Source organism: Mycolicibacterium sp. 624 (assembly GCF_040548615.1).
GTDB lineage: Bacteria > Actinomycetota > Actinomycetes > Mycobacteriales > Mycobacteriaceae > Mycobacterium.
Map to the genome: position 1 here is coordinate 524,809 of NZ_JBEPRZ010000001.1, position 25,667 is coordinate 550,475.

A 25,667-nucleotide genomic window follows, 5' to 3' on the forward strand; every position below is an offset into this window, starting at 1 on the left:
GAGGAGTGGTGGCGGTTTCGTGTTTGTCAGGTCGACACGTGCTGCACTTGGGCTACCGCGAGGTCTGCTTCGTCGACACCCTGGCCAGATCCGCTGCACATGGCCGCGAAATGTTCGAAAATTCGATTGTCGTCGGCCATTTCCGGATGCCACTGCACAGCAAGTAGACGACCGTGGGCATCCTCGAGGGCTTCGACCGTGCCGTCGTCGGCCCACCCGACTGGGCGTAGTCCGGGTGCGACAACATCAACAGCTTGATGGTGGTAGGTGGGGACTTCGAGCCGCGACCCGAGGGCTTCACCTAGCCGGCTGTCAGCGGCAATGGTGATCGGATGGAGCGCGAATTGTCCCTGTACCGGATTGTGCGCATGGCTGCCGACACGATCGGGCAGATGCTGACTGAGGGTGCCATGTAGTACGACATTGAGCAGCTGCATCCCTCGGCAGATACCGAATACGGGCAGCCCGCGCTGCACAGCCTGGCGAAGCAACGCCGCTTCGAAGGTGTCTCGAGCAGAATCGAACGGCCCTGACGCCGGGTGGGGTTCCTGTCCGTAGCAGTCGGGGTCGACGTCAGCACCACCCGCGATCAGAAGTCCGTCCAGTCCTTGCACCATTCGGGCCGCCTCGTAGGCCGTTGCGGCCACGGGCAGGAAGACCGGGATCATCCCGGCGCGGCGAAGCTGATCCGCGTAATTCCTGTTGAGCAGATAGACCTCCCCCGACCACACCCGCCAGTGCGCTTGCTCGATCGGCACAGGAATGCCCACGACGGCGGGCCGATGATCGCCTGCCCCCGATTCCCGGCGGGGTAATACGTTCTCTGGATATTTGGGCATGCCAAATAGTAGGATATGGGGAGAATCCGACGCAATGGTTGGTACAAATAGGTCAGGCCGGCTGCGTCGCTGCCGCTTTACCGCACGAACACACCGATGGGTCCGAGAAGGCGAGACGGCATGGCGATCACAGTCCGCAGCGTCTTGTCGATGCCGCTGATCGCCTCGGCCGATCCCGAGGTGCTGTCCGGCCACCACCGGCTCGACCACGCGGTTCGCTGGGTGCATCCCGCCGAGGTCGCCGACATCGCGCACCTGCTCAGCGGCGGTGAGCTGGTCCTGGTCACCGGCATCGTTTTGCCCGAGAACACCGAAGCGATGCAGGACTACGCCCAGTCGCTGTCCGCCGCCGGTGTCGCGGGGCTGTTCATCGAGCTGGGCCGACGATGGTCCGAGGTTCCGCCCTCGCTGGTCATGGCTTGTCGATCAGTCGACCTCGTCCTAGTCGCCCTGCACAAGATCGTTCGGTTCGCCGGCGTGGTCGAGGAAGTCGGCGGACAGATTCTCGCGTCCCAAGTAGAGGACCTCCGTGCCAGCGAGCACATTCACGAAACCTTCACCCGCCTCGATCTGAATGCCGCCGGACCAGACGAAATCCTGACGGCAGTTGTCCAGATCGCCCATCTGCCGGTGGTATTGGAGTCATCACGGCACCACGTCATCCGATACAACCTTGCCGGCCGCGATCCGAAGGATGTCCTGTCCGACTGGCCACGTCGCTCACGCGGTGTCAGCTTCTCGACTCGCACCGGCTACGACCGCGCGTCAGGCCGGCTGACCACAGTGGTGGGGTCGCTGGGTGACGACTGGGGCCGGTTGAGCATCCTGACGGACAGCCAGCCGTCCCGCCGCGACCATGTACTGGTAGAACGCGCCGCCGCCGCGATGTCGTTGTACCAGATGCGTTCACGGGCCCGGGACAGCGTCGAACGCAACACCCACACGGCGTTGATCGGCGAGATGCGGGCGGGGAGGATGTCACCCGAGCTGACGATGCGTTGTGAGACAGCGAATTTCCCGGCACGGTCACGTCGATTCGTCGCCATTGGCGTCCGGCAGCGGGTCGCTGAAGGACGGCAATGGGCGCTCACAGATATCGCCTCCAACATCGCACAGACAGCGCGAAGTCTCGGCGTTTCGATTCTGGTCGGAGTCGAGACGGACCACGTCATCGCCTTGATCGGTTTTCCTCAGAGCATTGCACCAGAGGTCGTCATGACCCGGCTGACCCAGGAACTGCAGAAATCGCTCAGCGCGCACATCGCGCGGGGCGAAGTTGTCGAGCGCCTCGATGAGGCTTATCAGACTCTGATCGACGCCCGGAACATCCTGGCGGTTACCGACCCCGACGATGAACGCCCGTGGGTGACACTCGCCGACGTCCATCTAAAGGGACTGATTCACCTGCTCCGCGACGACGAACGGTTAAGGCTCTTCGCGTGTCGGGAACTGGCACCACTTCTGGCACACGACGCGCAGCGAGGGACGGCACTGCTGCCGATACTCAGAGGGTTCCTGGATACGCCCGGCCCCAAGGCCGCCGCCGCGAAGAGGTTGCTGTTGTCCCGTCCAGTTCTCTACGAGCGGTTGGCGAGAATCGAGTCGATCCTTGGTGTCGATCTCGACGACCCCCACATGCGGACCTCCCTTCACGTCGCGGTGATGGCCAAAGAACTCTTCGATGGCGAAGCATCCGGCCGGCGACAGACGACACAGGGCCGTACATCAGGCGAACTGTCGGAGTCCGGGGTCAGTTCCGACAGTCTGTCGATTCTGAAATGACGCACGTCACATGACAATTGTTGGTTAGCGATCCCATCGGGTCGCACCGTCCGTCAGGAGAAAAGCACAATGTCAGAACTGATTCGGGATCAGCTGGATCAACCCGAACATCCCAGGTTGCACGGAAACCTCGGCACCGCAGCGATCGTGCTGATGGTCGTAGCGGCGGCAGCGCCCCTGACGTCCCTGAGCGCCAACGTGCCTCTGATGATCGCCCTCGGACAAGGTGTAGGCGCCCCGGTGGGTTTCCTGGTGGCAGGAGGGGTCTTCGCCTTGTTTGCAGCGGGATTCGTCGCGATGACCCATTACGTCAACAAGGCGGGAGCGTTCTACGCATACGTCGAGCGCGGTCTGGGACGACGGGCTGGAATCGGTTCCGCACTGGTTGCCTACGCGGCTTACATGGCAACCATGTTGGGCGTCTATGGTTTCCTCGGCGCGGTCTTGTCAACCCTGGTCAGCGACTTCGGCGGACCGATCCTTCCCTGGTGGGTGATGTCGTTTGTGGTGATGGGGATCTGCGGGTTTCTCGGCTACCGCCATATCGAGTTGAGCGTCAAAGTTCTTGGCATTTTCCTCATCTCCGAGATCGCCATCGTAGTGATCCTCGACGCGGTCATATTCGCGCGGGGCGGTTCGGAAGGAATTACCTTCGATTCGTTCACTGCGGCGGGAATCGGTGGCGGTTTCGGCGTCGCGGTACTGTTTGCCCTATTCGGCTTCGTCGGCGTCGAGGCCACAGCGATATTTCGCGACGAAGCCAAGGATCCACAACGGACCATCAAACGCGCCACCTACTGGGCCGTCGGCATCATCGCCGGGTTCTATGCAGTGTCGAGCTGGGCGCTGATCGAGGGCAACGGCGGCGCTGCAGCGGTGGCGATCGCAACCGAGGACCCCAACAACTTCACCATCAACACCGCCGGTGCATTCCTCGGCATGGTCGGCAAGGACGTCACCCAGGTTCTCCTGGTCGTCAGCCTGTTCGCCGCGGCACTGTCGTTCCACAACATCTCCGCACGGTACAAGTTCGTGCTGGCGCAACAAGGCATCTATCCGGCTTCATGGGGAGTTGCCCACCCGGAGCATCAGGCTCCATCGCGGTCGTCACTTGTCGTTTCGATCATCTCCGTTGTCGTCATCGGCGTTTTCGCCGTCCTACAACTAGATCCGTTGCTGGAGATATTCGGCCCGATGGGCGGGATCGGCATCACCGGCCTGGCGAGCCTGTGGCTTCTCACCGCGCTCGCAGTCACCGTCTTCTTTGCGCGCAAGGGCGGTATGAGTAGAACGACGGTGGTTGCGGGTCTCGCTGTCGTGGCGCTGGCGGCGAGTTTGGTTCTCATTCTGGTGAACCTGCCGGTAATAGTTGGTGGCACAGTCCTTCTGGCTGTGATGATGGGCGCGATACCGGTGGTGTTCTTTGTCATCGGTGTGCTGATGGGCTCTCGTCCCAGCAGGACCCCACTGGACCAGACTGAGCCTGCTAACTGTTGACTCTCTGCGTGACCATCGCGGGCGGCCGGCACCTTCCCTGGTGCCGGCCGCCCGTGATGTGTGTCCCGTTGATTCTGAAATCCAATGTCACGCCCCGTGATCAGGCCCGCGCATAGTCATCGATGTCCGTACTGAACTCGGTTACCTGCGCAGCGGTGAGCGTCGGCCTGGTCGCGCGGACAGCGTGCAGGTAGTCCTGAGTGGTGCTTCGACAGCGCGCTCCGCTGTCGACGCTGCGCTCGAAAATCGCTTGCGCAACTGCTCGCGCCACGTGCGCTACATCAGCGGGAGTGTAGTGCGTGGTCGCCTGCACCAGACTGTCGATGTCGATGTTCGGATCCGTGACATAGCGGCGCCACAAATCACCCCGGGCGTCGGTATCGGGTGGTCCGATCGGTAGCACGTAGTCAAAGCGGCCGTGCCGCAGGAACGCTGAATCTAATTCTCGCACCGAATTGGTGGCGCATACCAACAGGCGTCCCGGACGATCGCGGAACTGAACCAGTCTCTTCAACAGTTCGTTTACCACGGCCGTGGCGGCCGGTACCCCGGGCTCACGTTGCGCGGCAACTTCTTCCACCTCATCGATGAAGGCCACGACGTTGTCGAGCTCATTCAATGCGTCGAAGGCTTCGCCCAAAGCTGCCGCCAGCCCACCTTCGCCACTGGCCAGTCGCGCAGGAAAGAGCTCGACGAACGGCCATCCGAGTCGGCTGGCGATGGCCCGCACGAACGTCGTCTTTCCCGTACCCGGCGGGCCGAACAGCACTATGGCGTGGGGCGGCGTCACGCCGTGTTCGGCTGCCTGTTCGGGCAGCGAGAGCGGCAGCACTATACGGCGCTCGATGAGCCGCTTCTCGCTTGTCATACCTGCGATCTGCTGCCACAGACCCGCGGGCGGCACTACTCCCCCCAATCTGGACAGAATTCCGGCCGAGCGCGGCGAGACCTGCTCGTGCTTCTCGAAATAGGCTATGCCGGCGCGTTGGACGAAACCAGAGTTGACGAACGCCTCCGTGCCTGTTTCACCGGCCGGGAGAAGCGCAGAAATCCTCCGCACGCCCTGTGCGACCAACCGGTGTTCCAGCGCGCTCAGCAGGTCGCTTCCCAATCCTTTTCCGCGCCACTGGGGCGCAAGAGACAGTCGCACCACCCACGCGTGGTCGATCTCGATGCGACTGACAGCGACACCGATGACTTCCCCGCGAACCACGGCGACAACTGCCGGGTGACGCGCCTGAAGACTGGTGACCAGATCCGAAGCCTCGAACAGCGGTCTCTGATCGGTCATGGTCGAATCGGTGTCGAGTTTGATCGCTGCCTCCAGATCCTCTGGGGCAAATTCGCGAATGTGCCATGTCATCGCCACACACCTCCGTCGGGGATTTCAGGTCCCGATAGTCAGTCGCCGCGAACTGCGCAGCACCAGAGCCAGACTCAACCGCGTCAGAAAACTATGAGATCACGTAACGCGTGGCCCTTCTCCATGGCGGCGAAGGCTTCGTTGACGCCAGCGAGCGTGATGCGCGAGCTGACCATCTCTTCCAGGAGAAGTCGCCCATCGAGGAACATCTCGACGTACTTCGGCATGGCGATCCGGAAGTTCTGTGACCCCATGTACGAACCCTGGATACGTCTGTCGTCGAGCAGCAGCCGCCCCTGTACGGGGAACGTCTTGCCGGCCGGCATGAGTCCGACAATGGTCGCGGACCCACCGATGTCCAGACACTCCAGTGCCGCGGTGGCGGTAGTAGGCGAACCCACCGCTTCGAAGCTGTGGTCGACACCCCCGTTTGTGAGATCTCGGATAGCTGCGGCGACGTCGCCACAGTTGGCGTTCACCACGTCGGTGGCGCCCAACACCTTCGCTGTGGCGAGTTTTTCGGCGTTCAGGTCCACGGCGACGATGCGTGATGCGCCGGATAGGCGGGCACCTTGAACGGCACTCAAACCGATACCACCGCAACCGATGACCGCGACGGTCTGGCCCGGACGTACCTGCCCCTTGTTCAGCACAGCTCCAACGCCCGTGGTCACAGCGCACCCGATGAGGGCCGCAAGGTCCAAGGGCATGTCCTTGGTGATGCGGACCGCTGCCGATTCATGGACGAGGAGTTGTTCGGCGAAGCTCGATACGTTCAGAAACTGGAACACTTCTTCACCGCCCTGGCTGAGCCGGCTGGAGCCGTCCTGACGCAAGGTGTGTGCGCCACTGCACAGGTACGTCCGCCCAGTGAGGCACCGCTGGCACGCCCCGCACGCCGCAGCTAGACAGGTGATGACGTGATCGCCGGGGCTGAATCCTTGGACCTGATCCCCGACTTCGACGACCACACCTGCGGACTCGTGGCCCAGGACCGTCGGACGCGGAATGTCGAAGACACCTCGGAGGTGGTACAGGTCGCTGTGACACAAGCCGGCGGCAGCCGTATCGACAAGGATCTCGTGGGGACCGACCCTGTCGATTTCCACATCCTCGATTTCGAGGATGTCTGCATTGTCGCGCAGTACGGCTGCTTTCATGGTGATCTCCTGATTCCAGTCCGCGGACAGCATTCAGCCGCTCCGCGGTGCAACATATTTCGAGAACTGCGACGCTTCCACGTCACGTCTTCCGACCTGCCCGGATGGGCGTCGCCGGATTTGGTAGAGCTACGCCGTTACGCGTAGCGGCTCATCCACGTTCGAACCCGCGCGCCCTGTCCCAGTCGGTGACTGCGGACTCATGAGCCGCCACCTGCTTAACGGCAGCATTGGCGTAGTGATGCACCACTTCTGGGCCAAACGCCTTGACGGCGGCGTCGCTGGTCTGCCAAAGCTCCACAGCTTCTCGCAGCGAACCGGGCATCCGGGAGACATCGGTCTCGTAGGCGTTGCCGGTGACTTCCGGCTCCAGTTCGAGCTGGTTCTCGATGCCGTGCAGACCTCCGGCAATGATGGCCGCGACTGCGAGGTAGGGGTTCACGTCTGCGCCAGGAGTGCGATTCTCCAGTCGCAGGCTGCGCCCCTCTCCGAGTACACGCATGGCGCAGGTGCGGTTGTCCCGACCCCACGTGAGTGCAGTGGGGGCAAATGACCCGTCCCGGAACCGTTTGTAGGAGTTGATGTTCGGAGCAACACTGATCCCGAACTCGCGCGCAGTCGCAAGCTGCCCCGCCAGGAAGTGCTCGAAAGTCCTCGAGAAGCTTTTCCCGTCGGTACCCACGAACACCGGCCGTCCAGTCTCGTCGATAAGCGAAAGGTGCACGTGGCAAGAGTTGCCGGGACCGTCATCGTATTTCGCCATGAACGTCAGGGAGACATCGTTGGCCATCGCGATCTCTTTGGCGCCGTCCTTGTAGATTGCATGGTTATCGCAGGTGGTCAACGCGTCGGAGTACTTGAAACCGAGTTCGAACTGACCGATGTTGCACTCCCCCTTGAGTGCTTCGACCTTCATTCCGGCGTCGCGCATGTTTCGACGGAGCTTCCGCATCAGCGGCTCTGCCATGGACGTGCCAGAGATCGTGTAGTCGATGTTGTAGTAGGCGGCACGTTGCACGTCGTGATAGTGCTTGTCGTGTGCTTGCCGGTAAGTATCGTCGAAAAGCAAAAACTCCAGCTCGGTAGCTACAAGTGCCTGCCAGCCACGGCTTTCGAGCCGGGCCAACTGCTGCCGGAGGATTTCCCGCGGCGATTGAACCACGGGGCTGCCGTCCTCCCACCTCGCGTCGGCGATCACCATGGCAGTCCCCGGCATCCACGGCACACGCCGCAGAGTGTCGAAGTCAGGTACCAAGACGAAGTCGTTGAGCCCGCTGGCCCAGCCGGCGACCTCGAATCCCTCGATGATCTCCATGTCGATGTCGCGAGTGATCAGATATGAACACGCGTTCACTCCTGAATCCACGCTGTCCTCGAGAAAGTGCTTGGCGTCCAGCCTCTTACCGACGAGCCGGCCGTGCATATCGGGCATGGCCACCACCACCGTGTCGATGGTGTCTTCTCCGACCGCGTGGCGCAGGTCCTCGATACTCAACGATGCACCCATGTGCAGTTCCTTCCACTCTGTTCCTCGCTCGCCCGCACCGAGGTCAGACTCGATTCAAGTTAAGCCGATCCAAAACCCGTTCCGACCGCAATCATTTCGATGTCCGCCAAATCCGCACCGACACCGACAGACACCGACCATCACGCTGCCCACTGAGTGGTGTTGCGCATCCGCGGGACCAGTATTCGAGTCCAGATGCGTGCCGCCCAGATTTGGTCACACCAAATAGTAGAATGTGACGGGAAAGACTGCAAATGGTTGAAGCAAATCGACTATCGGCGGTACCATCACTCCACGCGACGAAGGGCTGTGGATGACGGAACCCCTGACTTTGGCCGGTGATGATGGCCATGTTGACGACGGGCCTAGCCGGAACCCCTTCGAAGAGTGCTTAGGCCACCTGGTATCCCGAATCCGCAGTGGTGAGCTGCCGGCGGGTTCACGGTTGCCCCCGGAGCGGGAGCTCAGTGACGAGCTGCAGGTCGGCCGTAGCACCCTCAGAGCGGTCATCAGAGCTCTACAACAGGCTGGATACATCCACACACGACGAGGCCGCACGGGCGGGAGCACCGTCATTTGGGAGGCGGACGGCCAAGAGCCCGGTCAGCGTCGGCTCAGTGATCAGATGAAGGAGCGCCTATTGGACTCTTTGCGCTTCCGTTCGGTGCTCGAGCCCGGAGCGGCGGCACTGGCCGCCGAGCGCCGACTCACGGACGCCGAACACCATAAGTTGGAAGCGCTGCTGACAGAGGCCACGTACGGGGCCGATTTCAGACTGGCCGACTCCGAACTGCATGGCTTCATCGCAGAACTGAGCGGCTGCAAGGCGTTGGCTGACTCGATAGCCAACATCCAGCTCATTTTGAATGAGAATCTTTTGCAGGTGGTTCCGTTCATGGGGCCGGCGCTCGAGCATTCCCACGAACAACACGCTCAGATCGTCGCCGCGATACGCGCCGGCGACCGGAACCTCGCTCGACAGGTGATGGAGACTCATGTCGGCGCCACAGCCGAGCTATTACACAGTTTCTTGCGCTAGTTCGCGATAGCCCTACCGCCGATTCCAAGCTACACGGACAACGACGTCGCCATCGGAAGGACTATCCCGAGGACCTGCCGTTGCCCTTTGACGGTCAGTCCGGTAACTCTGCGGGCCCAAGTTCTGCCGCGTTCGGAGATGAACAGCCGCAGCGTGGTGGTGTCTCTGTAGCCGACCTCGCGTAGGCCCAGCCCGCCAGCATGTTGCGCCGGAGATCGGCTTGCCGTCGCGAACCCTACCGGCAGACATGCTCAGGCAGCGGACGCCCTCAGTTCAGGGCGGCGGCGCCGCGTACGTCGTTGCGCGCGAGGCGCAGTCGGCGGGGCAGCTCCTCGATGTCCCATTCGCCGCGCTCCACCCAGTCCCGTACCCGGGCGGCGTCGTTGCGGTCGGTTATCGGCCCCACCAGGCGGGCCGCCCCGACCGGTGACCTGTCGTGGGTACAGGGCTGCACGATGACCACCGCACCCGGTCCCCGGTGCGGGTCCGCGGCCGTCACCAGGACACCGTGGCGGCAGCGCCGGATCGAACCGCGCAGCTCGTCGAGCACCGACCACGCCGCGGGCGGAAGGCAGCCCGTGCACACCACCACGGTGAATGGCCGGTCGGTGGCGCCGGTGGTCATCGCGGCCGGCCTGCGGGATAGGGCAACAGCGCCATCTCACGCGCATTCTTGATGGCCGTCGCGACCTGTCGTTGCTGTTGCACGGTCAGACCGGTGACACTGCGCGCCCTGATCTTTCCGCGGTCGGAGATGAACAGGCGCAGCGTGGTGGTGTCCTTGTAGTCCACCTCTTCGAGGCCAAGTCCCGCCAGCATGTTGCGTCGGCCCGGCCTGCCGTCCCCGGCCCGGACCCGGGGCTGCCGCGGGGGCTTCTTCGCCATCACCAGCTCGACTTCCGCACACCGGGCAGGTGGCCGTCGTGGGCGAGTTCGCGCACCCTGACCCGAGACAGGCCGAACTTGCGCAGGTGCCCGCGGGGCCTGCCGTCGACGGCGTCGCGGTTGCGCACCCGGACCGCGCTGGCGTCGCGGGGTTGTCTGGCCAGTGCCCGAACAGCCGTGTCGCGCTGCTCGGCGGTGCTCTGTGGCGACCGGATGATCTCCTTGAGCTCCGCGCGTCGCTCGGCGTATTTCGCCACGGTCTCGCGACGCTTCTCGTTCTTGACGATCTTGGACTTCTTGGCCATCGTCAGCGCTCCTCTCGGAAGTCGACGTGCCGCCTGACCACGGGGTCGTACTTGCGGAGCACCAACCGGTCGGGGTCGTTGCGGCGGTTCTTGCGGGTTATGTAGGTGAAGCCGGTGTCCGCCGTGGAGCGCAGCCTCACCTTGAGCCGGATCTCGTTGCGCGCCATCAGATTCTCTGGCCGTCGCGACGCAGGCGTGCGACCACCGCATCGATGCCGTCCCGATCGATGACCTTGATGCCCTTGGCGCTCACACGCAGCCGGATACGACGGCCCTCGGATGCCAGGTAGTAGGTCTTGGTCTGCATGTTGGGCATCCAGCGCCGCTTGCTGCGCCGATGCGAGTGGGACACCTTGTTTCCGAAACCCACTGTCCTGCCGGTGATCTGACATCTCGCCGACATACCTGAACCTCCCCTGCTCGATTCTCTTGTTGAAAATGATTTTCGACAACGCTCGGTTGGCACTGTAGCGTAGGCAGCCACTTGTTGAAAATCATTATCAATAGGAGTGACGTGCGGACACCTCTGCTGCTGGTCGCAGGCCAGGGCGCCACTGACACCGCGACCGGGGTTCTGCTGCGCACCCCGGGCACGCTGGTCGTCGAGCATCGCTTCGACGGTCACATCGTCCGGCGAACGCTGATCTGCCTCAGGAACGGCGTGCCGACCTCGACGGAATCCGCGCTGGAGCTGGCCCACGGCTGCGTCGCCTGCACCGTCCGCAATGACCTGCTGACCCTGCTCCGCAAGCTGCACCGCCGCAACGACGTCGACCGCATCGTCGTACACCTGGCACCGTGGCTGGAGCCCGAGCCGATCTGCTGGGCCATCAACCACGTGCGAGTGCGCGTCGGTCCGGGATACCCCGACGGCCCGGCTGCCCGTGACGTCGAGATCGCCGGCGTGATCACGTGCGTCGACCCAGCGTCGTGGCTGCCACGGGCCCTCGGTGACGACGAACTCGACGACGGGCGCACCATCGCGCAGGTCGTGGTGGGTCAGGCGGAGTTCGCCGACACCCTCGTGCTCAGCGCGCCCGACGCGACGACGTTGGATGTGCTTCGCCGGCTGGCGCCGCGGGCCAGGATCACGGTGGGTGTCGAGCGGCTCGAACAGGCCCTGGCCCACCTCGAGTCGGACGCCCGACGCGGCCGCAGTGACGATCCGCACGGCCCGCTGCTTGCGGGACAGCCACCACTGCGCGCCGAGGGCCGGGTCGAACTGCTCGAATTCAACGCGGACAGGCCGTTTCACCCGCAGCGTCTGCACGACGCCGTCGACCTCCTATTGGACGGGGTGATCCGCACCAGGGGCCGGCTGTGGCTGGGGGGCCGACCCGACCAGGCGATGTGGCTGGAGTCGGCGGGTGGAGGCCTGCGCGTCACCTCGGCTGGAAAGTGGTTGGCCGCCATGACACCTCGAGAGGTTGCCTACGCAGACCCGGAGCGGCGTGCCATGGCGAACCTGATGTGGCGCAATGACTTCGGTGACCGGCACAGTGCACTCGTGGCGCTGGTGTGCGGGGCGCCGCCCGCCGAGATTCATGCCGCACTGTCGGGCGCGCTGCTCACCGATGCCGAGATGACCAACCCGGGCGTCGCGTCCGGCTACGAAGATCCGTTCGGCGACTGGCACGAGGACCCGTGCGGTCACCGCGCGGACGTATCCGAGGAGGACGCCGTGCCCGGCACGGGTGAGGCAGACCGCAGATGAAACCCGACACCCGTGGTCTTCGCCGCGAGATCTGCATGAGCGTCGGGTCAGCCGAGCGCGCCGCTATGGCGACTGCGGCAACCGCACGACCTGAACGAAGAACTCGTCGATCTGGCGCACCGCACTCATGAACTGGTCGAGATCCACCGGCTTGGTCACGTACGCGTTGGCGTGGAGCCTGTAGCTGCGCAGGATGTCCTCCTCGGCAGAGGACGTGGTGAGCACCACGATCGGGATGTGGCTCAGATCGGGGTCGGACTTCACCTTCTCGAGCAGCTGCCTGCCGTCGTACTTCGGCAGGTTCAGGTCGAGCAGGATCAGATCCGGCGTCGGAGCGCCGGCAAAGGGTCCGCGCTTGTAGAGGAAGTCCAGGCCCTCCTCACCATCGTGCGCGACGTGCAGATTGTTCTTGATCTTGTTGTGCTCGAAAGCTTCCCGGGTGATCAACTCATCCCCAGGGTCGTCTTCGACTAACAGAACGTCTATCGCTCGAACAGCAGGTGTCATTCGCGTGTTACCTCCAGAGCAGCCACGGGCACTTCTTCTGACTCAGCGGCGGTCTCGGCTGAGGCATTGGGCAGGGTGAACCGGAATCGCGTTCCGGCCGGGTAGGACGTGTCGATCCAGATGGTGCCACCGTGGTATTCGACGATCTTCTTGCAGAGCGCGAGCCCGATACCGGTGCCGCCGTAGACATCCCGGCCGTGCAGCCGCTGGAAGATCACGAAGACCTTGTCAACGAATTCCTCGGCGATGCCGATTCCGTTGTCCTCCAGGCTGAACGACCAATTGTCGTCGACGGCCTCACACTCGATCGCGATCCGGGGAGCGACGCCCTCCCTACTGAACTTCATGGCGTTGCCGATCAGGTTCTGCCACAACATCGTGAACAGCGTGGGGTCACCGATCACCGTCGGCAGTGTCCCCGACGTCGTGATCTCGGCACCGGACTCCTCGATGGCCGTGCTCAAGTTGGCCAGCGCGGCGTCCAGGGTGACGCCGAGGTCGACCTCGCCGTGCGTGGTGTTCAGCCGGCCCACCCGCGAGAAGGTGAGCAGGTCGTTGATAAGCACCTGCATGCGCTTGGCGCCGTCCACAGCGAAGGTGATGTACTCCACGCCACGCTCATCGAGTTGGTCGCCGTAGCGCTTCTCGAGCAGCTGGCAGAACGACGCCACCTTCCGCAGTGGCTCCTGCAGATCGTGGGAGGCAACGTAGGCGAACTGCTCGAGTTCGGCGTTGGAGCGCTGCAGCTCGAGGGTCTGTTCGGCGAGGGCCGAGCGGGCTGTCTGGGATGTCTCGAGATCGGCGACGATGCGCTGCCGCATGTTCTCGACGTCGGTGGCGATGGCCCGGATGTCCTTGGGTCCGCGAGGCACGATCCTCTCGTCGAATCCACCCTCGGTGATGCGCCGGCACGCCGCGGCGAGCGTGGCCAGCGGGCGGGTGATCGCACTGCGGATCAGCACCGCCAGCAGTACCGCGGTGACGAAGAAGGCGACAACCATGCCCAGTAGGACCCGGTCGCGCCAGCTGCGCGTGGCGTCGAGGTTCGCCACTCCAAGGTCGCGCGCGGCCGTCAGGTTCGCTGTCTGTGCATCGGACAGTTGGCGAATGCCGTCGAACTCAACCTTGCCGCGCTCGATGACCGCCGGACTGACGGCCCTGGCGGTGCCGACCTGAACGCTGGCGATGACCGGTTCGGCAAACCTGGCCCGCCACTGCGCCGCGGCGGTCTCGACGGCATCGAGGTCGGCCAGCAGATCCGGTCTGTCGGCCAGCCGTGCACGTATCGCGTCGGAGGCGGACTTTTCGGCCTGAAGGCCGTCGTAGTAGGGCGTCAGGAATTCACGGTCTGCGGCGATCGCGTAACCACGAACGGCCGTCTCCTGGTCGCGCAGTGCGGTCTGCAACCGATACGACGCGACGCGCGCGGGTTGGATGTCGTCGATCAGCTCCCGGGACACGTCGTCGGTGCGGTTCATCAGCGTCCACCCCATCAGCGCCCCGGCCAGCACCACCACACCCATCAGTGCGAGCACCAGGTTCTGCCAGCCGGCCACCGTCAGCTTGCGCTCGCCGGTGCCGCCGGTGCCGTCGTCCTTGGTCATCGAGTCTTCCGCTCCACGCGGACCACGGCGATGTCGTCGCTCAGACCACCGTGCGCCTCGGCGCGGCTCTCCGCACCGTCGACGAGTGCGGTGACGAACTCCTTACCTGGCAGCCCGGCCAGCGATCGGGCGAGTTCGAGTAGCCCGTCCTCACCGAGTCGCTCGTTGCCCTCACCGGAGTGCCCCTCGAAGAGGCCGTCCGTGAGCAACAGCAGGGCGTGGTTCTCGGGCAGCTCCAGCTCGTTCAACGGCCAGTCGCTGGCACCAAGGCCGAGCGCGGGCCCGGCCGGCGGCTCCAGCCACTGCACCGTGTCCGGACCATGCACCAACATTCCGGGATGGCCGGCGCGCACGGCGGTGAAGCGCCGGCTGTCGGGGGCGAAGGCGAGGCTCAGCACCGTCGCGAAGGTACCGGGGCGGGCACGTTCGGCACGGAGCAGACGCTCGAGCTGCCACATCCGCTCATTGCCTCGCAGGTTGGCGAACGTCAGTGCCCGCCAGCCGATGCGCAACGCCACGCCGACCGCTGCCTCGTCGGGACCGTGGCCCGCGACGTCACCGACCATCACGTGCACCGTGCCGTCGGGGGTCTGAACGAAGTCGTAGAAGTCACCGCCGATCAGCGCGTTCTGCGCGGTGGGCCGGTACTGGGTGAAGATGTCGACGCCCGGGTCCGCCGACAGCAGCGGTGACGGCAGCAACCCGCGCACCAGTCGCGCGTTCTCCGATGCGAGCAGCTGGCTTGCCCGCAGGTCCACGGCGGTGAGCTCATGGCGTTTGCGTTCGATGGCGTACATCAGCGCGCGCCGCAGCGTCTCGGGTTCAACCCGACCCTTGACCAGGTAGTCCTGGGCGCCCGACGCGAGCGCCAAGACGCCGTAGTGCTCGTCGGTCAAGCCGGTGAGCACCACGACGGGCACGGTGTCATCCTGTTTGGCGATGCGATCCAGCGCGCTGATCCCGTTGGCGTCCGGCAGATTGAGGTCCAGGAGCACGCAGTCCGGGGTATCCGCGGCGAGCGCCCGTTCGGCCTCCGCCATCGACTGCACCCACCGCACCCGGATGTCGGCGTTGGCGTCGGCGATCAGTTCCTCGACCAGCAGCGCGTCGCCGCGATCGTCTTCGACGAGCAGCAACGACATGTGCCGCCCTGGTTCGGCGGCCATGGCGTCAGGTTTGGTCACGGACACCAGCATGGGTGAGCACGTCGAACTTGATGTTGATGAACAAACCATACCCAGGTCCATTGAGGACGCGGGCATAGTCACACGGTCCGGGCGCCCCGCACTCCCCGGTAGATACCCCTGCGGACGGCCAACGGCATCAGCACGCGTTCGAAGGACCACGCGGGGATCCGGAAGGCACGCCCGTTCGGCGCGAACACCTCCAGCCCGTCGCGCTGGATTCCGAGCACCGAACCCCAGCGCGATCGCGGCGCCCGGTAGGTGCGCAGCGGGCGGCCCTCGAACGCGGCCATGACGTTGTGGGCGAGCAGCCCGTCGGCACGGTTGCGGGCCGAGCTGCGCTGCGGATCCGTTGCGGCGATGTCTCCGACCGCGAAGACCTCCGGATGCCCGGGAACCTGGAGTTCCGGTGTCACGCGCACGAAGCCGTCGTCGTCGAGCAACTCCGTCGGCAACCATCCGCTGTTGGGCCGTACCCGGCCGACGGTCCACAGCACGGCGTCGGCGCTCGCAGGCTCCTGCCCGGTGCTCCATTGCACTGGGCCGCTGGTGATCTCGTCGCCGGTGAAGCCGTCGGGCAAGACGGCGCGATGCCCCGGCCGCAGCGCGACGCCTGCCTCCTCGAGGCGACGATTGATGCGCGCCCAGGTGCGGGGGTGATACTGCGTCAGGGCCCGGTCCCCGGGGAAGTAGAGCTCGACTCGTTTGTCGGGCCAGGTGCGCGCGATGTTGGCCGCGCTGCTGACCGCTGCGGCGCCGCCCCCGACGACGATCACCGATGCCGCCGCGGCGAGCCGGTCGTGCGCCGCGTGCAGACCGGCACCGATCTCCTCGGCCGACTGAAGCGTCGGCTGCCGCCAGAACCCGTTGGTGACGCCGGTCGAGATGACCAGTGCGTCGTAGCCCTCCCGCACGTCCTCGCCGTCGGAACCCCGCACGGTGACGGTGCGGCTCGCCAGGTCGACCGCGGTCAGGATGCCGTGCACGGTGCGGACCCGGTCCAGACCGCGGAACCGGTCGAACGATATCCAGTTGTGCGCCGCCCAGTGGTCGGGCCTGCTGATCCGCCAGCCGAGTTCCTGGCCGCTCACCAACGCCGTCTTGCCGGAGATGCCGACGACGTCGCAGTCCTTTGCCAGCCGGATCGCGGTCAGGACGCCGCAGTCACCAAGTCCGGCGACGACGACGCGCTTCACGGCGCCACAGGCTTCCGCGGCTTGGGCTGCCTCGGCGGGCGGGGCACGAACTTCGACACCCGGTCGATCACGAGCTGGTAGTCGGGTCGGCGCGCGAGGCTGCGCTGCTCCATCATCGGGATGCTGGCACCCAGGAACAGGGCGAGCATGACGGCTGCGCCCGCCAGGACCCACCACGCGTCGGCCGGCGCTGCGGCCACGCCGAACAATCCGAGGGCGAGCCAGAAGCTGAACTCACCGAAGTAGTTCGGGTGCCTCGACCACGACCACAGACCGCTCTCCATCGCCTCGCCGGGTTTGCGTGTCCGCGCGAAGCGATACATCTGTGCGTCGGCGACGAACTCGAGAGCGACGGCGGCGACCCCGATCACGAACGCGACCCACACCAGCCAGGGCCACCCCGTGCCGGGGCGCGTCACCGCGACGTAGACGGGCACCATGCCGAGGAACACCTGCAGGGTCGGGATGAGGTGGATGGCGAACAGGTCGACGAAGAACTCCCACTTGCCGCCGCGCTCCCGGAACATCGGATAGCGCCAGTCCTCGTGGTGCAGGCCGGGGAACGCGTAGACCCAGTTGCCGGTCAGCCGCACGGCCCACAGCACAACGACGATGGCCACCAGCCAGGTCCGCAGTGGGTCGACATCGGGTCCGGCCTGGCTCCACCAGTACACGAGCAGCAGCGGCGGAATCACGCTCCAGTAGGCGTCGTAGAAGCTCGAGTTGCGGTAGGCGCGGCTGAACGCGAACACCACAAGGGTCGCCAGCACGTCGGCGATCAGGGCGTCCAGCCACAGCCGGTCGGTGGTCGCACCCCACACCAGCCAGCTGGCTCCGACCGCGATGGCGATGACGTATGCGACGGTCACAATCGCCAGCGAGGCCGCCTTGGACCTGGTGTTACTCATGATCTCCCTGCATCGGAGGTGGCAGAAATGTAACACGTTCTAGTTATGGGACGGCGTCGTTTCGCGCGCTCGCCGTACCCTGGCGGCGTGGTCGATCTGCATCCTGATATCGCCGTGCTGGCAGCACTGCTCGGCACCTGGACGGGCCGCGGTTCCGGCGAGTACCCGACGATCGAGCCGTTCGAGTACATCGAGGAGGTGACGTTCGGTCACGTCGGCAAGCCGTTCCTGAGCTACGGGCACCGCACGCGCGCGGTCTCCGACGGCAGACCGCTGCACGCCGAGACCGGATACGTGCGGGTGCCCGCGCCTGGCCGGGTCGAATGGGTGCTCGCCCATCCGACGGGCGTGACCGAGATCGAGGAGGGCACGCTGACCGTCACCGGGGGCGTCATCGAGATGGAACTGACTGCGACGACCATCGGGCGCACGTCATCGGCCAAGGACGTCAACGCCCTGTCTCGCTCGTTCCGCATGGAACCGGACCTCCTGACCTACACCGTCCGAATGGGCGCGGTCGGCCAACCCCTTCAGCACCACCTGGCCGCGACTCTGCATCGAGTGCGACCGTGACCGCCCAGGCGGACACCGAGGGACGGATCCGGGTCCCGGCCGACCTCGACGCCGTCACCGCGGTGGCCGACGAGGACCACTCCGGCGTGGATCGCGTTGCGGTCGAGGGAATTTGGGATGCCGCACGGCACTGGTACCGCGCAGGCATGCACCCCGCGATCCAGGTCTGCCTGCGGGTCGACGGCCGCGTCGTGCTCAACCGCGCGATCGGGCACGGGTGGGGCAACGGACCGCAGGACTCGCCTGACGCCGAGAAGATCCCGGTCACGCCGGAGACACCGTTCTGCGTGTACTCGGCGGCCAAGGCGATCAGCACCACCGTCGTGCACATGCTCGTCGAGCGCGGGGCGTTCTCCCTCGACGATCGGGTCTGCGACTACCTGCCGACCTACACCAGCCACGGCAAGGACCGCACGACGATCCGGCACGTGGTGACGCACAGCGCCGGTGTGCCGTTGGCGACCGGCCCGCGTCCCGACCTCAAGCGGATGGACGACAGCGACTACGCCCGCGACATGCTCGGCAATCTCAGGCCGATCTACCGGCCGGGACTGGTGCACATGTACCACGGCCTGACCTGGGGACCGCTGGTCCGCGAGATCGTCTCGGCCGCCACCGGACGCGACATCCGCGAGATCCTGGCGACCGAGATCCTCGACCCGCTGGGCTTCCGGTGGACCAACTACGGCGTGGCCGCGGGCGACGTGCCACTGGTCGCGCCGAGCCACGTGACCGGCAAGCCCGCGCCGGCAGCCATGGCGGCGGTGTTCAAGAAGGCCGTCGGCGGAACGCCCACCCAGATCATCCCGTTCTCGAACACACCGGCGTTTCTGACCAGTGTGGTGCCGTCCTCGAGCACCGTGTCGACCGCGGACGAACTGTCGCGCTTCGCCGAGATTCTGCGCCGCGGAGGCGATCTCGACGGCGTGCGCGTGATGTCACCCGAGACCCTGCGCGCCGCGACCCGGGAGGCCCGCCGATTGCGGCCCGACGTGGCGACCGGCCTGATGCCACTGCGATGGGGTACCGGATACATGTTGGGGTCCAAGCGCTTCGGCCCGTTCGGCCGCAACGCACCCGCCGCGTTCGGGCACACCGGCCTGGTCGACATCGCGGTCTGGGCCGACCCCGCGCGCCGGCTGTCGGCGGCCGTGGTCAGCAGCGGCAAGCCAGGCGGTCATCCCGAGGCGAAGCGCTACCCGGCGCTGCTGGACGCCATCACGGCCGCACTGCCCCAGTCCTGACTCGCTAGACGCCTGCACCCAGCACGTAGTGCCCGTCGTCGGGGTGGTGATACCAGCCGCCCGCGGCCGATGTGCCGCCGTCGACGTGCAACGTCTGGCCCGTCACGTACGTGCTGAGTTCGGAGGCGAGAAACACAGCCGCACCGGCCATCTCGTCGACGTGTCCGACGCGGGCCATCGGAATGTTGTGGCCGGTGCGTTCCTCCCAGCCCTCAGGCGCCAGCCCCGCGAGGCCCTCGGTGGCCGTCACGTCGGGAGCCAGCGCGTTGACCCTGATCCCGTGCGGGGCCAGCTCCAGCGCCGCGGTCTTGGTGAAGTTCACGACCCCGGCCTTGGCCGCGGCGTAGGCGCCGTAGCCCGGGGCGGCCCGGGTGCCCTCGATCGATGTCACGTTGACGATGCTGCCGCCGACGTCGGCGGCGGTCATGGCACGCGCGACGCGCTGCGTGCACAGCAGAACGTGGGTGAGATTGGATCGGATCAGAGCGTCCCATCCGCCCGGCGAGGTGTCGAGGATTCCCGACCAGAAGACACCACCCGCGTTGTTCACCAGAATCGTCGGCACTCCGAGGGTCTCGATGGTCGTGGCCAGCGCGGCGTCCACCTGCTCGGGGTCGCGGACGTCGGTCACGCACGCCAGGCCGCCGCACTCGTGGGCCGCGGCCGTCGCGGTGTCGGCGTCGCGTTCCCAGATCGCCACGCGCGCACCGAACTCCGCGAATCCGAGCGCGATTCCACGCCCGATTCCCGATCCGCCGCCCGTGACCACGGCGACCCTGCCCTCGAGAGATGCGGCATCGCGCTTGAGCACCATCGGACTCTCCTGACGTTACGAGAATTCGCTTCTCTGAATACGAGAACTCTATTACCCGAAGACGGCATCCGCGACGTTTCGGCCCCGGTGTCGTTTGACGGGTGTCAGTTTCCTATCGTGACCAGATGAGCAACGCTGCTGATTCCGAACGGGTCGCGGATCTCGCGCACCGGGTCGTCGCCGACCACGACCCGAAGTCCGTCCCCATTCCCGAGTACCTCGCCGCCTGTTACGACGCGGGCCTGTCGTGGGTGCACTTCCCGGAGGGCCTCGGAGGCCTGGGCGTCTCCCGGGGTCTGCAGGCGGTGGCCGACAAGATTCTGCAGGGCGCGGGCGGGCCGGTCCCGCTCGGCCTGAACCCGATGGGCTACGGCATGGCCGCGCCCACCATCCGCGAGCACGCCCAGAGCGAGGACGTCAAGAAGTCCTGGCTGCGTCCCCTGGCCACCACCGAGGACATCTGGTGCCAGCTGTTCTCCGAACCCGGCGCCGGTTCCGACCTGGCCGGGCTCGCCACCTCGGCGGTGCTCGACGGTGACGAGTGGGTGATCAACGGCCAGAAGGTCTGGACCAGCCTCGCGCACAGGGCTCGGTGGGGCCTGCTGCTGGCGCGCACCGATCCGGACGTGGCCAAGCACAAGGGGCTGACGTACTTCGTCATCGACATGCACGGACCGGGTGTGGAGACCCGGCCGCTGCGACAGCTCACCGGGCACGCCGAGTTCAACGAGGTCTACTTCACCGACGCCCGTATCCCCGATGCGCATCGCCTCGGCGCGGTCGGCAACGGCTGGAACGTCGCGATGACGACACTCATGAACGAGCGCAGCGCGCTCGGCGGCAGCGGCAGCAAGCGTGGCGCGGGCACCATCTCCGAGGCGGTGTCGCTGTGGGCGTCGCGGCCCGACCTTCAGACGCCGGTGCTGCGGGATCGGCTCGCGTCGCTGTGGCTGAAGTCGGAGGCGCAGCGGCTCACCGCCGAACGCTCCCGCGCCAGTGCCGGCGTCGGCGGACCCGGCCCGGAGGGCTCGATCGGCAAGCTCGTCGGCGCCGAACTCAACCAGCACATCTATCGGTTCTGCATGGATCTGCTTGGGCCCGAAGGCATTCTGTACCACGGCTACGGGTCGCCCGACCCGGACCGGGAGGAGGCAGACTGGCGCGGCCCGATCCAGCAACGGTTCCTGCGCAGCCGCGCCAACACCATCGAAGGCGGCACCTCGGACGTGATGCGCAATATCCTCGGCGAACGGATCCTCGGGCTGCCTGGTGACCTACGTGCCGATGCCGGCATGCCCTGGAAGGAGATCCCCCGTGGCTAGTCCCACCTTCACGTTCACCGATGAGCAGGGCCAGCTTCGGGCGGCCGTGCGCAAGTTCTGCGCCGACAACTTCGACGAGCCGACGGTCCGTGCGCTCATGGAGTCCGAGCCCACGTTCGACGCCAAGGTATGGGCGCGGCTGGGTGGCGAACTCGGCGTTCTCGGCCTGTCGGTGCCGGAAGCCGATGGCGGCGTTGGTGGTTCGCTGGTCGATCAGGCCGTCGCGGTCGAGGAGCTTGGCTCGTCGCTTGCGTGCGGACCGGTGTTCGGCACCGTGTTCCTCGCCATTCCCGCACTGGTCGCCGCGTCGTCGGGTGAGGTGCGCGACGCCGTGCTGGCCGATCTGGTCGAGGGTCGTCGTACCGCGGCGTTCGCCGTGGCCGATCGGGCCGGCGGGTTCGACCCGGCCAATGTCGCGATCGCGGCCGCTGCCAGCGGTGCGGAGACCACGCTGAGCGGGACGCTGGAACGTGTCGTCGACGGCACCGCCGCCGATGACCTGCTGGTCGCCGCCAACGGCCCGGACGGCGTTGCGCTCTACGTCGTCGACGCCGCGGGTGCCGGTGTGCAGCGCACGGGACTGGTCACACTCGACCTCACCCGGCCACAGGCCACCATCGTGCTCACCGATGCGCCGGCGCGGCTGGTCGCCGGGCCCGACGAGGCGACCCGAGTCATCGAGCACGCCGTGCAGGTGGGTTCCGCACTGCTGGCCGTCGAACAGGTCGGTGCCGCACAGCATCTGCTGGACCTGGCGGTCGAGTACGCGAAGTCACGGTTGCAGTTCGGCAGGCCGATCGGATCGTTCCAAGCCGTGAAGCATCGCCTGGCCGACATGCTGGTCGACGTCGAGCACGCCCGTTCGACGGCCTACCACGCCGTGTGGGCGCTGGCCGACGGGTCGGATGATCCCGCGTTGGCGGCCAGCATCGCCCAGGCGGTGTGCTCGGCGGCGTTCGCCCGCGTCGCCACCGACACCATTCAGACCCTCGGTGGCATCGGGTTCACCTGGGAGCACCAGGCGCACCTGTACTTCAAGCGCGCGACCACCGACGCCGCACTGCTGGGTAGCCCCGAGCAGCATCGGTCGCGGGTGGCCGCCATGGTGCTCGACACCGCGTCGGCGGACCGGGCGCCCCGAGTGGCGGACGGCACCCCCGCCTGACCCCTGCGCCGAACGTGAAGAAGTGTGCGAGTTCGAGCCGAAACTTCGCACATTTCTTCACGTTCGGCGAGCGTTACGGCTAGCCGTAGCAAACCGCCATCCGTGTGTTGAACCCACTCGGCGCTGGAAGCTCTCGGTTAGCATCAGTCTGTGCGAGCGACCGCGGGCCTTGAGTGCGGCGCCCAACATGGAGATGGTGTCGTTGAGCGACCTTGAGTTCGACTTCATCAGCGAACAGATCGCCAAACCCACGGATTGGGTATTCGACGAACCTCACCACGTGATCGCGATATACACCGGCGGCCTGGTACGTGCCAAGGAGACCGAGTTCGATCGCGGACCTTTGCACCGTGACCTCCCGAAAGTCGGAGACATACTGGTGATCCCGGCCGGCCAGCATGTCGGGATCACCGCACAGGGGCGTCTCGCCGAGTTCAGCCAGGTTAACGTGCCCACGAAGCTGCTTGAGCATCGCGAACTCACACCGCGTTTCGGTTATCGAGACTCTCTGCTACACCAGATGACGCGACGAGTGCAAAGTGTCGTCGACCGCGAAGATCTGCTCGCACGCCTGCTCAAGGAGTCGTTGACCGACGTGGTCCGGCTTCATCTGAGCGACCACTACGCAATGATCCAACGGCGCCGCACCACGCGCACATTCGACCTGGCCACGCAGGTGAGGCTTGTGGAGTTCATCGAGGATTCACTGGACGAAGACATCAGTATCGCTGCGCTATCTGAGTTCACCGGGATGTCCGCCAACTCGTTCATCACAGCGTTTGTGAGCTCATTCCACACGACGCCCTACCAGTTCGTCCTGACCCGCCGCATCAACCGAGCGAAGGTTCTTCTCGCTTCTACTGCCATGTCGATCACCGACATCGGTGTGGCAGCGGGGTTCTCAACCCCGAGCCACTTTGCCACGACGTTCAAGAGTCGCGTCGGGGCGACACCCACCGCCTATCGGAGCGGACTCTAGATCGGCGATGAGGAGCGACACGAAGTCGCGCTCCGGCCGCTGACTCGTTGCTTCACATCTGCCCCAGCGCCTCGACACCGTCGACGCTGAGCCAAAAGCCCTCGTTACTACGATTGTTGGTGAATCGGGTGCCGTCGCTGAAGGCCTCCACTGCCCAACCGTTGGTGATGTACGTCTGGTCGGAGTTGACGGTATGGAGTGGATCGATCACCCCGAGATCGGCAGCAACACAGGCGAACGTTCCATCCTGGCTGAGAGTCACCGAGTTCGCCCGTTGACCTTCATCACACACGCCCCGCATTCCAACTCACCGAGTTCGACTGAGTCCACTCGACGCCATCATCGCGAGACCGGAGACAGTCCCGCACCCCCCAGCCGGGGCTGCCTCCGGCTACGCGACCTATAGGGGACGCTTGGCGCGCCGTCAGCTAGTTCGGCGTGTCCGAGTTCCACAGGTACCAGTGGCCGTGCTCGCCCTGCTTGCAGAACCAGTACGGATACTCCCGGTCGTTGACTTGCAGGTGAACATCGGGTCCGTCGGCCGCGCAGTCCGCTTCGGTGTAGTAGAACTCCTCCACACCGTCGGCCCCCACCACCAGGACGTCATCGGCGTACGCCACGGTTGCATTCGCCAGCGCGGCGCTCAGCGCCAGCGCGCCGGTAGCGACAATCTTCTTCAGCACGGGTCTCCTCACACACGAATTTCGGGCCGGACAGCCCGGGGAAATCGAGTGGACGGTATACAGGAAACTCCAAGCCCGCTTCCACAAAAACACCGGACTTTCGACAAACCACCGCGAACAAGCGGAGTCGACGAGAAGGCGCGCCCCGAGTGGCGGACGGCACCCCCGCCTGACCCCTGCGCCGAACGTGAAGAAGTGTGCGAGAGCCAGCCGTGAACTCGCACACTTCTTCACGTCCGGCGAGTCTTTCCCTAGGCAAAGCCGCTGTCGCGTGCTGAGATCAATCGATGAGTACCTACCACCCCGCCATGCAGAAGGCCCGGCTCGCCGACATTGAGAGCGATGTCCACGGACTGATCTCCAAGCGCACCGCCGAACTCGACGGAGTGTCGGTGACGGAGGTGACGTTCGGCAAGGGTGCTCGGTGGTCACAGGACCTCAAGGAGTACGCGGGCACCGACCTGTGCGAACTGCCGCATGTCGCCGTGGTGACCAGCGGAGCGCTCGGAGTGCAGATGGTCGACGGCTCCGAGGAGGTGTTCTCGGCGGGTGACGTCATGCTGCTCCCGCCCGGACACGACGCCTGGAGTGTCGGCGACGAGGCGTGCACGTTCATCGAGTTCTCCAGAGGCGCCGACTACTACGCCAGCTGACCCCCACTGACCTTCTCGGCGATGAAGACGAACTCCTCGCCGGGACGGTCGGGGGCGTCGCGAACTTCGTGGACCCGGAACCCCTGGGTGATCAGATCCGCCTCGATGTCCTCGCGCTCACGGAACCGCAGCGTCGACTCCGACACCAGAACCTCACCGTCAGCGCCAAACGTGTAGGTGTATCGGAACGACACCACCGGAGCCTGCACTGCCGTGACCTCGAAACGGCGTGTAACCCGCCCGATTCCGGCGATGTCACGCATCTCGGTCTCAGTGTCGGCGGCCCAGTCCTGCCATGCGCGGCGGGCGGGACGCCTGGTTTCGAACACGAAATGACCGCCAGGGCGCAACGCTCGGTAGACAGATGCCAGGGCCGTGGTCCACTCGTGGTCGGTAACCAACGCCTGGGCCACATTCCCGGTCATGACCGCGAGGTGGGCACCGATATCCGGTACGTCCGCGGCATGCCCGTGCAGCCAGGTGATTCCCGGTACGCCTTTCGCCTTTGCGACCTCCAGAGACGCTTGAGCTGGATCTACGGCCACCACCGTGCGACCGGAGCGCGCAAGCAGTACAGCGAGAGAACCAGTCCCACATCCGATGTCGAGAACCAGCTCGGCGTTGAGCGCCTCCGCAATTGCCAGGTAGGCAAGGAGGTCGGCGCGGTTGTCCTCGAACTCGTCATACAGCGGTGCCAGGCGCGGATTCGCATAGATCGCATCGGACACAGGGTGGGACTGTACC

The 25,667-nt window shown here is 65.5% G+C and carries 29 protein-coding genes; 10 read left to right on the top strand and 19 right to left on the bottom strand.

From position 1 onward, the window contains the following. Positions 1-26: 26 nt before the first annotated feature. Positions 27-839 carry a gamma-glutamyl-gamma-aminobutyrate hydrolase family protein gene (locus tag ABIA65_RS02355; protein WP_241401881.1) on the bottom strand — a complete coding sequence of 271 codons (813 nt, stop codon included), beginning with the start codon at positions 837-839 and terminating at the stop codon, positions 27-29. A gap of 120 nt (positions 840-959) precedes the next feature. Here ABIA65_RS02355 and ABIA65_RS02360 point away from each other — a divergent pair, with 120 nt between their 5' ends. Then, entirely contained in the window at positions 960-2,621 is a 1,662-nt protein-coding gene (locus ABIA65_RS02360) for a PucR family transcriptional regulator (protein ID WP_241401882.1), read from the top strand. A 117-nt stretch (positions 2,622-2,738) separates the two neighbouring features. Further along, positions 2,739-4,118 (top strand): APC family permease, encoded by a 1,380-nt coding sequence (locus ABIA65_RS02365; RefSeq protein ID WP_354522489.1) that lies wholly within the window; start codon positions 2,739-2,741, stop codon positions 4,116-4,118. Positions 4,119-4,218: 100 nt separating this feature from the next. Here ABIA65_RS02365 and ABIA65_RS02370 read toward each other — a convergent pair whose 3' ends face one another. The 3 genes from ABIA65_RS02370 to ABIA65_RS02380 form a co-directional block, all read right to left on the bottom strand. Beyond that, a complete protein-coding gene (locus ABIA65_RS02370) occupies positions 4,219-5,481 on the bottom strand; it encodes an ATP-binding protein (protein WP_241401885.1) in 1,263 nt (420 codons plus the stop codon). Between the two features lie 83 nt (positions 5,482-5,564). Next, on the bottom strand, positions 5,565-6,641 hold the full coding sequence (locus tag ABIA65_RS02375) for a zinc-binding dehydrogenase (RefSeq protein WP_241401887.1): 1,077 nt from the start codon (positions 6,639-6,641) through the stop codon (positions 5,565-5,567). A 151-nt stretch (positions 6,642-6,792) separates the two neighbouring features. Beyond that, entirely contained in the window at positions 6,793-8,148 is a 1,356-nt protein-coding gene (locus tag ABIA65_RS02380; protein ID WP_354522490.1) for a glutamine synthetase family protein, read from the bottom strand. 313 nt (positions 8,149-8,461) lie between these two features. Between ABIA65_RS02380 and ABIA65_RS33465 the strand changes: the two genes are divergently transcribed. Further along, positions 8,462-9,187, top strand: a complete 726-nt coding sequence (locus tag ABIA65_RS33465) for a FadR/GntR family transcriptional regulator (protein ID WP_502919506.1) — start codon at positions 8,462-8,464, stop codon at positions 9,185-9,187. Between the two features lie 29 nt (positions 9,188-9,216). On the opposite strand, the gene ABIA65_RS02395 is transcribed toward ABIA65_RS33465, so the two are convergent. From ABIA65_RS02395 to rpmB, 6 genes are read right to left on the bottom strand one after another with little or no spacing between them, the layout of a single operon-like run. Further along, a complete protein-coding gene (locus ABIA65_RS02395; protein WP_241405919.1) occupies positions 9,217-9,432 on the bottom strand; it encodes a bS18 family ribosomal protein in 216 nt (71 codons plus the stop codon). Between the two features lie 23 nt (positions 9,433-9,455). Then, the gene (locus ABIA65_RS02400) at positions 9,456-9,812 is read right to left on the bottom strand and encodes a hypothetical protein (protein WP_241401890.1); all 357 of its coding nucleotides are present in this window, start codon (positions 9,810-9,812) and stop codon (positions 9,456-9,458) included. Continuing rightward, complete coding sequence (rpsR, locus tag ABIA65_RS02405) at positions 9,809-10,072, bottom strand: 30S ribosomal protein S18 (RefSeq protein ID WP_241401891.1); 264 nt, start codon at positions 10,070-10,072, stop codon at positions 9,809-9,811. The genes ABIA65_RS02400 and rpsR overlap by 4 nt, the downstream gene beginning before the upstream one ends. Further along, on the bottom strand, positions 10,072-10,377 hold the full coding sequence (gene rpsN, locus ABIA65_RS02410; RefSeq protein ID WP_241401892.1) for a 30S ribosomal protein S14: 306 nt from the start codon (positions 10,375-10,377) through the stop codon (positions 10,072-10,074). The genes rpsR and rpsN overlap by 1 nt, the downstream gene beginning before the upstream one ends. Positions 10,378-10,379: 2 nt before the next feature. Beyond that, positions 10,380-10,544, bottom strand: a complete 165-nt coding sequence (gene rpmG / locus ABIA65_RS02415) for a 50S ribosomal protein L33 (RefSeq protein ID WP_354522491.1) — start codon at positions 10,542-10,544, stop codon at positions 10,380-10,382. Next, positions 10,544-10,780, bottom strand: coding sequence for a 50S ribosomal protein L28 (gene rpmB / locus ABIA65_RS02420; protein ID WP_241401894.1), 237 nt, complete (start codon positions 10,778-10,780; stop codon positions 10,544-10,546). The genes rpmG and rpmB overlap by 1 nt, the downstream gene beginning before the upstream one ends. Before the next feature lie 111 nt (positions 10,781-10,891). Here rpmB and mrf point away from each other — a divergent pair, with 111 nt between their 5' ends. Further along, on the top strand, positions 10,892-12,091 hold the full coding sequence (mrf, locus tag ABIA65_RS02425) for a ribosome hibernation factor-recruiting GTPase MRF (protein WP_354522492.1): 1,200 nt from the start codon (positions 10,892-10,894) through the stop codon (positions 12,089-12,091). A gap of 63 nt (positions 12,092-12,154) precedes the next feature. On the opposite strand, the gene ABIA65_RS02430 is transcribed toward mrf, so the two are convergent. From ABIA65_RS02430 to ABIA65_RS02450, 5 genes are all read right to left on the bottom strand, one after another. Continuing rightward, complete coding sequence (locus tag ABIA65_RS02430) at positions 12,155-12,598, bottom strand: response regulator (RefSeq protein ID WP_241401897.1); 444 nt, start codon at positions 12,596-12,598, stop codon at positions 12,155-12,157. Next, positions 12,595-14,202 carry a sensor histidine kinase gene (locus ABIA65_RS02435; RefSeq protein ID WP_354522493.1) on the bottom strand — a complete coding sequence of 536 codons (1,608 nt, stop codon included), beginning with the start codon at positions 14,200-14,202 and terminating at the stop codon, positions 12,595-12,597. Before ABIA65_RS02435 ends, ABIA65_RS02430 begins: the two co-directional genes overlap by 4 nt. After that, on the bottom strand, positions 14,199-15,398 hold the full coding sequence (locus ABIA65_RS02440; protein WP_241401901.1) for a PP2C family protein-serine/threonine phosphatase: 1,200 nt from the start codon (positions 15,396-15,398) through the stop codon (positions 14,199-14,201). Before ABIA65_RS02440 ends, ABIA65_RS02435 begins: the two co-directional genes overlap by 4 nt. A 68-nt stretch (positions 15,399-15,466) precedes the next feature. Next, positions 15,467-16,582, bottom strand: coding sequence for an FAD-dependent oxidoreductase (locus ABIA65_RS02445; RefSeq protein WP_354522494.1), 1,116 nt, complete (start codon positions 16,580-16,582; stop codon positions 15,467-15,469). Continuing rightward, positions 16,579-17,490 (bottom strand): DUF1295 domain-containing protein, encoded by a 912-nt coding sequence (locus tag ABIA65_RS02450; protein WP_354522495.1) that lies wholly within the window; start codon positions 17,488-17,490, stop codon positions 16,579-16,581. Before ABIA65_RS02450 ends, ABIA65_RS02445 begins: the two co-directional genes overlap by 4 nt. 45 nt (positions 17,491-17,535) lie before the next feature. On the opposite strand from ABIA65_RS02450, the gene ABIA65_RS02455 reads away from it, so the two are divergent. Together ABIA65_RS02455 and lipE are read left to right on the top strand one after the other, a co-directional pair. After that, positions 17,536-18,063, top strand: a complete 528-nt coding sequence (locus tag ABIA65_RS02455; RefSeq protein ID WP_241401906.1) for a peroxynitrite isomerase — start codon at positions 17,536-17,538, stop codon at positions 18,061-18,063. After that, positions 18,060-19,307, top strand: coding sequence for a lipase LipE (gene lipE / locus ABIA65_RS02460; protein ID WP_354522496.1), 1,248 nt, complete (start codon positions 18,060-18,062; stop codon positions 19,305-19,307). The genes ABIA65_RS02455 and lipE overlap by 4 nt, the downstream gene beginning before the upstream one ends. Positions 19,308-19,311: 4 nt before the next feature. Here the strand turns inward: lipE and ABIA65_RS02465 are convergent, their stop codons facing one another. Then, positions 19,312-20,121: an SDR family NAD(P)-dependent oxidoreductase gene (locus tag ABIA65_RS02465; RefSeq protein ID WP_354522497.1), complete on the bottom strand. Its 810-nt coding sequence runs from the start codon at positions 20,119-20,121 to the stop codon at positions 19,312-19,314. A 125-nt stretch (positions 20,122-20,246) separates the two neighbouring features. On the opposite strand from ABIA65_RS02465, the gene ABIA65_RS02470 reads away from it, so the two are divergent. From ABIA65_RS02470 to ABIA65_RS02480, 3 genes are all read left to right on the top strand, one after another. Then, complete coding sequence (locus tag ABIA65_RS02470) at positions 20,247-21,443, top strand: acyl-CoA dehydrogenase family protein (RefSeq protein WP_241401911.1); 1,197 nt, start codon at positions 20,247-20,249, stop codon at positions 21,441-21,443. Continuing rightward, positions 21,436-22,608, top strand: coding sequence for an acyl-CoA dehydrogenase family protein (locus tag ABIA65_RS02475; protein ID WP_354522498.1), 1,173 nt, complete (start codon positions 21,436-21,438; stop codon positions 22,606-22,608). Before ABIA65_RS02470 ends, ABIA65_RS02475 begins: the two co-directional genes overlap by 8 nt. 193 nt (positions 22,609-22,801) lie before the next feature. After that, on the top strand, positions 22,802-23,587 hold the full coding sequence (locus tag ABIA65_RS02480; protein WP_354523070.1) for an AraC family transcriptional regulator: 786 nt from the start codon (positions 22,802-22,804) through the stop codon (positions 23,585-23,587). Positions 23,588-23,639: 52 nt separating this feature from the next. On the opposite strand, the gene ABIA65_RS02485 is transcribed toward ABIA65_RS02480, so the two are convergent. Together ABIA65_RS02485 and ABIA65_RS02490 are read right to left on the bottom strand one after the other, a co-directional pair. Next, positions 23,640-23,849, bottom strand: a complete 210-nt coding sequence (locus ABIA65_RS02485; RefSeq protein ID WP_354522499.1) for a hypothetical protein — start codon at positions 23,847-23,849, stop codon at positions 23,640-23,642. Between the two features lie 166 nt (positions 23,850-24,015). Further along, positions 24,016-24,270 carry a hypothetical protein gene (locus ABIA65_RS02490; protein WP_241401914.1) on the bottom strand — a complete coding sequence of 85 codons (255 nt, stop codon included), beginning with the start codon at positions 24,268-24,270 and terminating at the stop codon, positions 24,016-24,018. Between the two features lie 287 nt (positions 24,271-24,557). On the opposite strand from ABIA65_RS02490, the gene ABIA65_RS02495 reads away from it, so the two are divergent. Next, the gene (locus ABIA65_RS02495) at positions 24,558-24,923 is read left to right on the top strand and encodes a cupin domain-containing protein (RefSeq protein ID WP_241401916.1); all 366 of its coding nucleotides are present in this window, start codon (positions 24,558-24,560) and stop codon (positions 24,921-24,923) included. On the opposite strand, the gene ABIA65_RS02500 is transcribed toward ABIA65_RS02495, so the two are convergent. Continuing rightward, the gene (locus tag ABIA65_RS02500; RefSeq protein WP_354522500.1) at positions 24,911-25,651 is read right to left on the bottom strand and encodes a class I SAM-dependent methyltransferase; all 741 of its coding nucleotides are present in this window, start codon (positions 25,649-25,651) and stop codon (positions 24,911-24,913) included. The two genes, ABIA65_RS02495 and ABIA65_RS02500, sit on opposite strands and share 13 nt — an antisense overlap. Positions 25,652-25,667: the final 16 nt, after the last annotated feature.

Coding starts and splice junctions, on each gene's coding strand:
- ABIA65_RS02450 (WP_354522495.1), bottom strand. CDS start 17,490: ATGAGTAACACCAGGTCCAAGGCGGCCTCGCTGGCGATTGTGACCGTC.
- ABIA65_RS02360 (WP_241401882.1), top strand. CDS start 960: ATGGCGATCACAGTCCGCAGCGTCTTGTCGATGCCGCTGATCGCCTCG.
- ABIA65_RS02455 (WP_241401906.1), top strand. CDS start 17,536: ATGGGACGGCGTCGTTTCGCGCGCTCGCCGTACCCTGGCGGCGTGGTC.
- ABIA65_RS33465 (WP_502919506.1), top strand. CDS start 8,462: ATGACGGAACCCCTGACTTTGGCCGGTGATGATGGCCATGTTGACGAC.
- rpsR (WP_241401891.1), bottom strand. CDS start 10,072: ATGGCGAAGAAGCCCCCGCGGCAGCCCCGGGTCCGGGCCGGGGACGGC.
- ABIA65_RS02435 (WP_354522493.1), bottom strand. CDS start 14,202: ATGACCAAGGACGACGGCACCGGCGGCACCGGCGAGCGCAAGCTGACG.
- rpmG (WP_354522491.1), bottom strand. CDS start 10,544: ATGGCGCGCAACGAGATCCGGCTCAAGGTGAGGCTGCGCTCCACGGCG.
- ABIA65_RS02430 (WP_241401897.1), bottom strand. CDS start 12,598: ATGACACCTGCTGTTCGAGCGATAGACGTTCTGTTAGTCGAAGACGAC.
- ABIA65_RS02400 (WP_241401890.1), bottom strand. CDS start 9,812: ATGACCACCGGCGCCACCGACCGGCCATTCACCGTGGTGGTGTGCACG.
- ABIA65_RS02370 (WP_241401885.1), bottom strand. CDS start 5,481: ATGACATGGCACATTCGCGAATTTGCCCCAGAGGATCTGGAGGCAGCG.
- ABIA65_RS02440 (WP_241401901.1), bottom strand. CDS start 15,398: ATGCTGGTGTCCGTGACCAAACCTGACGCCATGGCCGCCGAACCAGGG.
- ABIA65_RS02480 (WP_354523070.1), top strand. CDS start 22,802: ATGGTGTCGTTGAGCGACCTTGAGTTCGACTTCATCAGCGAACAGATC.
- ABIA65_RS02465 (WP_354522497.1), bottom strand. CDS start 20,121: ATGGTGCTCAAGCGCGATGCCGCATCTCTCGAGGGCAGGGTCGCCGTG.
- rpsN (WP_241401892.1), bottom strand. CDS start 10,377: ATGGCCAAGAAGTCCAAGATCGTCAAGAACGAGAAGCGTCGCGAGACC.
- rpmB (WP_241401894.1), bottom strand. CDS start 10,780: ATGTCGGCGAGATGTCAGATCACCGGCAGGACAGTGGGTTTCGGAAAC.
- ABIA65_RS02495 (WP_241401916.1), top strand. CDS start 24,558: ATGAGTACCTACCACCCCGCCATGCAGAAGGCCCGGCTCGCCGACATT.
- ABIA65_RS02375 (WP_241401887.1), bottom strand. CDS start 6,641: ATGAAAGCAGCCGTACTGCGCGACAATGCAGACATCCTCGAAATCGAG.
- ABIA65_RS02355 (WP_241401881.1), bottom strand. CDS start 839: ATGCCCAAATATCCAGAGAACGTATTACCCCGCCGGGAATCGGGGGCA.
- ABIA65_RS02470 (WP_241401911.1), top strand. CDS start 20,247: ATGAGCAACGCTGCTGATTCCGAACGGGTCGCGGATCTCGCGCACCGG.
- ABIA65_RS02380 (WP_354522490.1), bottom strand. CDS start 8,148: ATGGGTGCATCGTTGAGTATCGAGGACCTGCGCCACGCGGTCGGAGAA.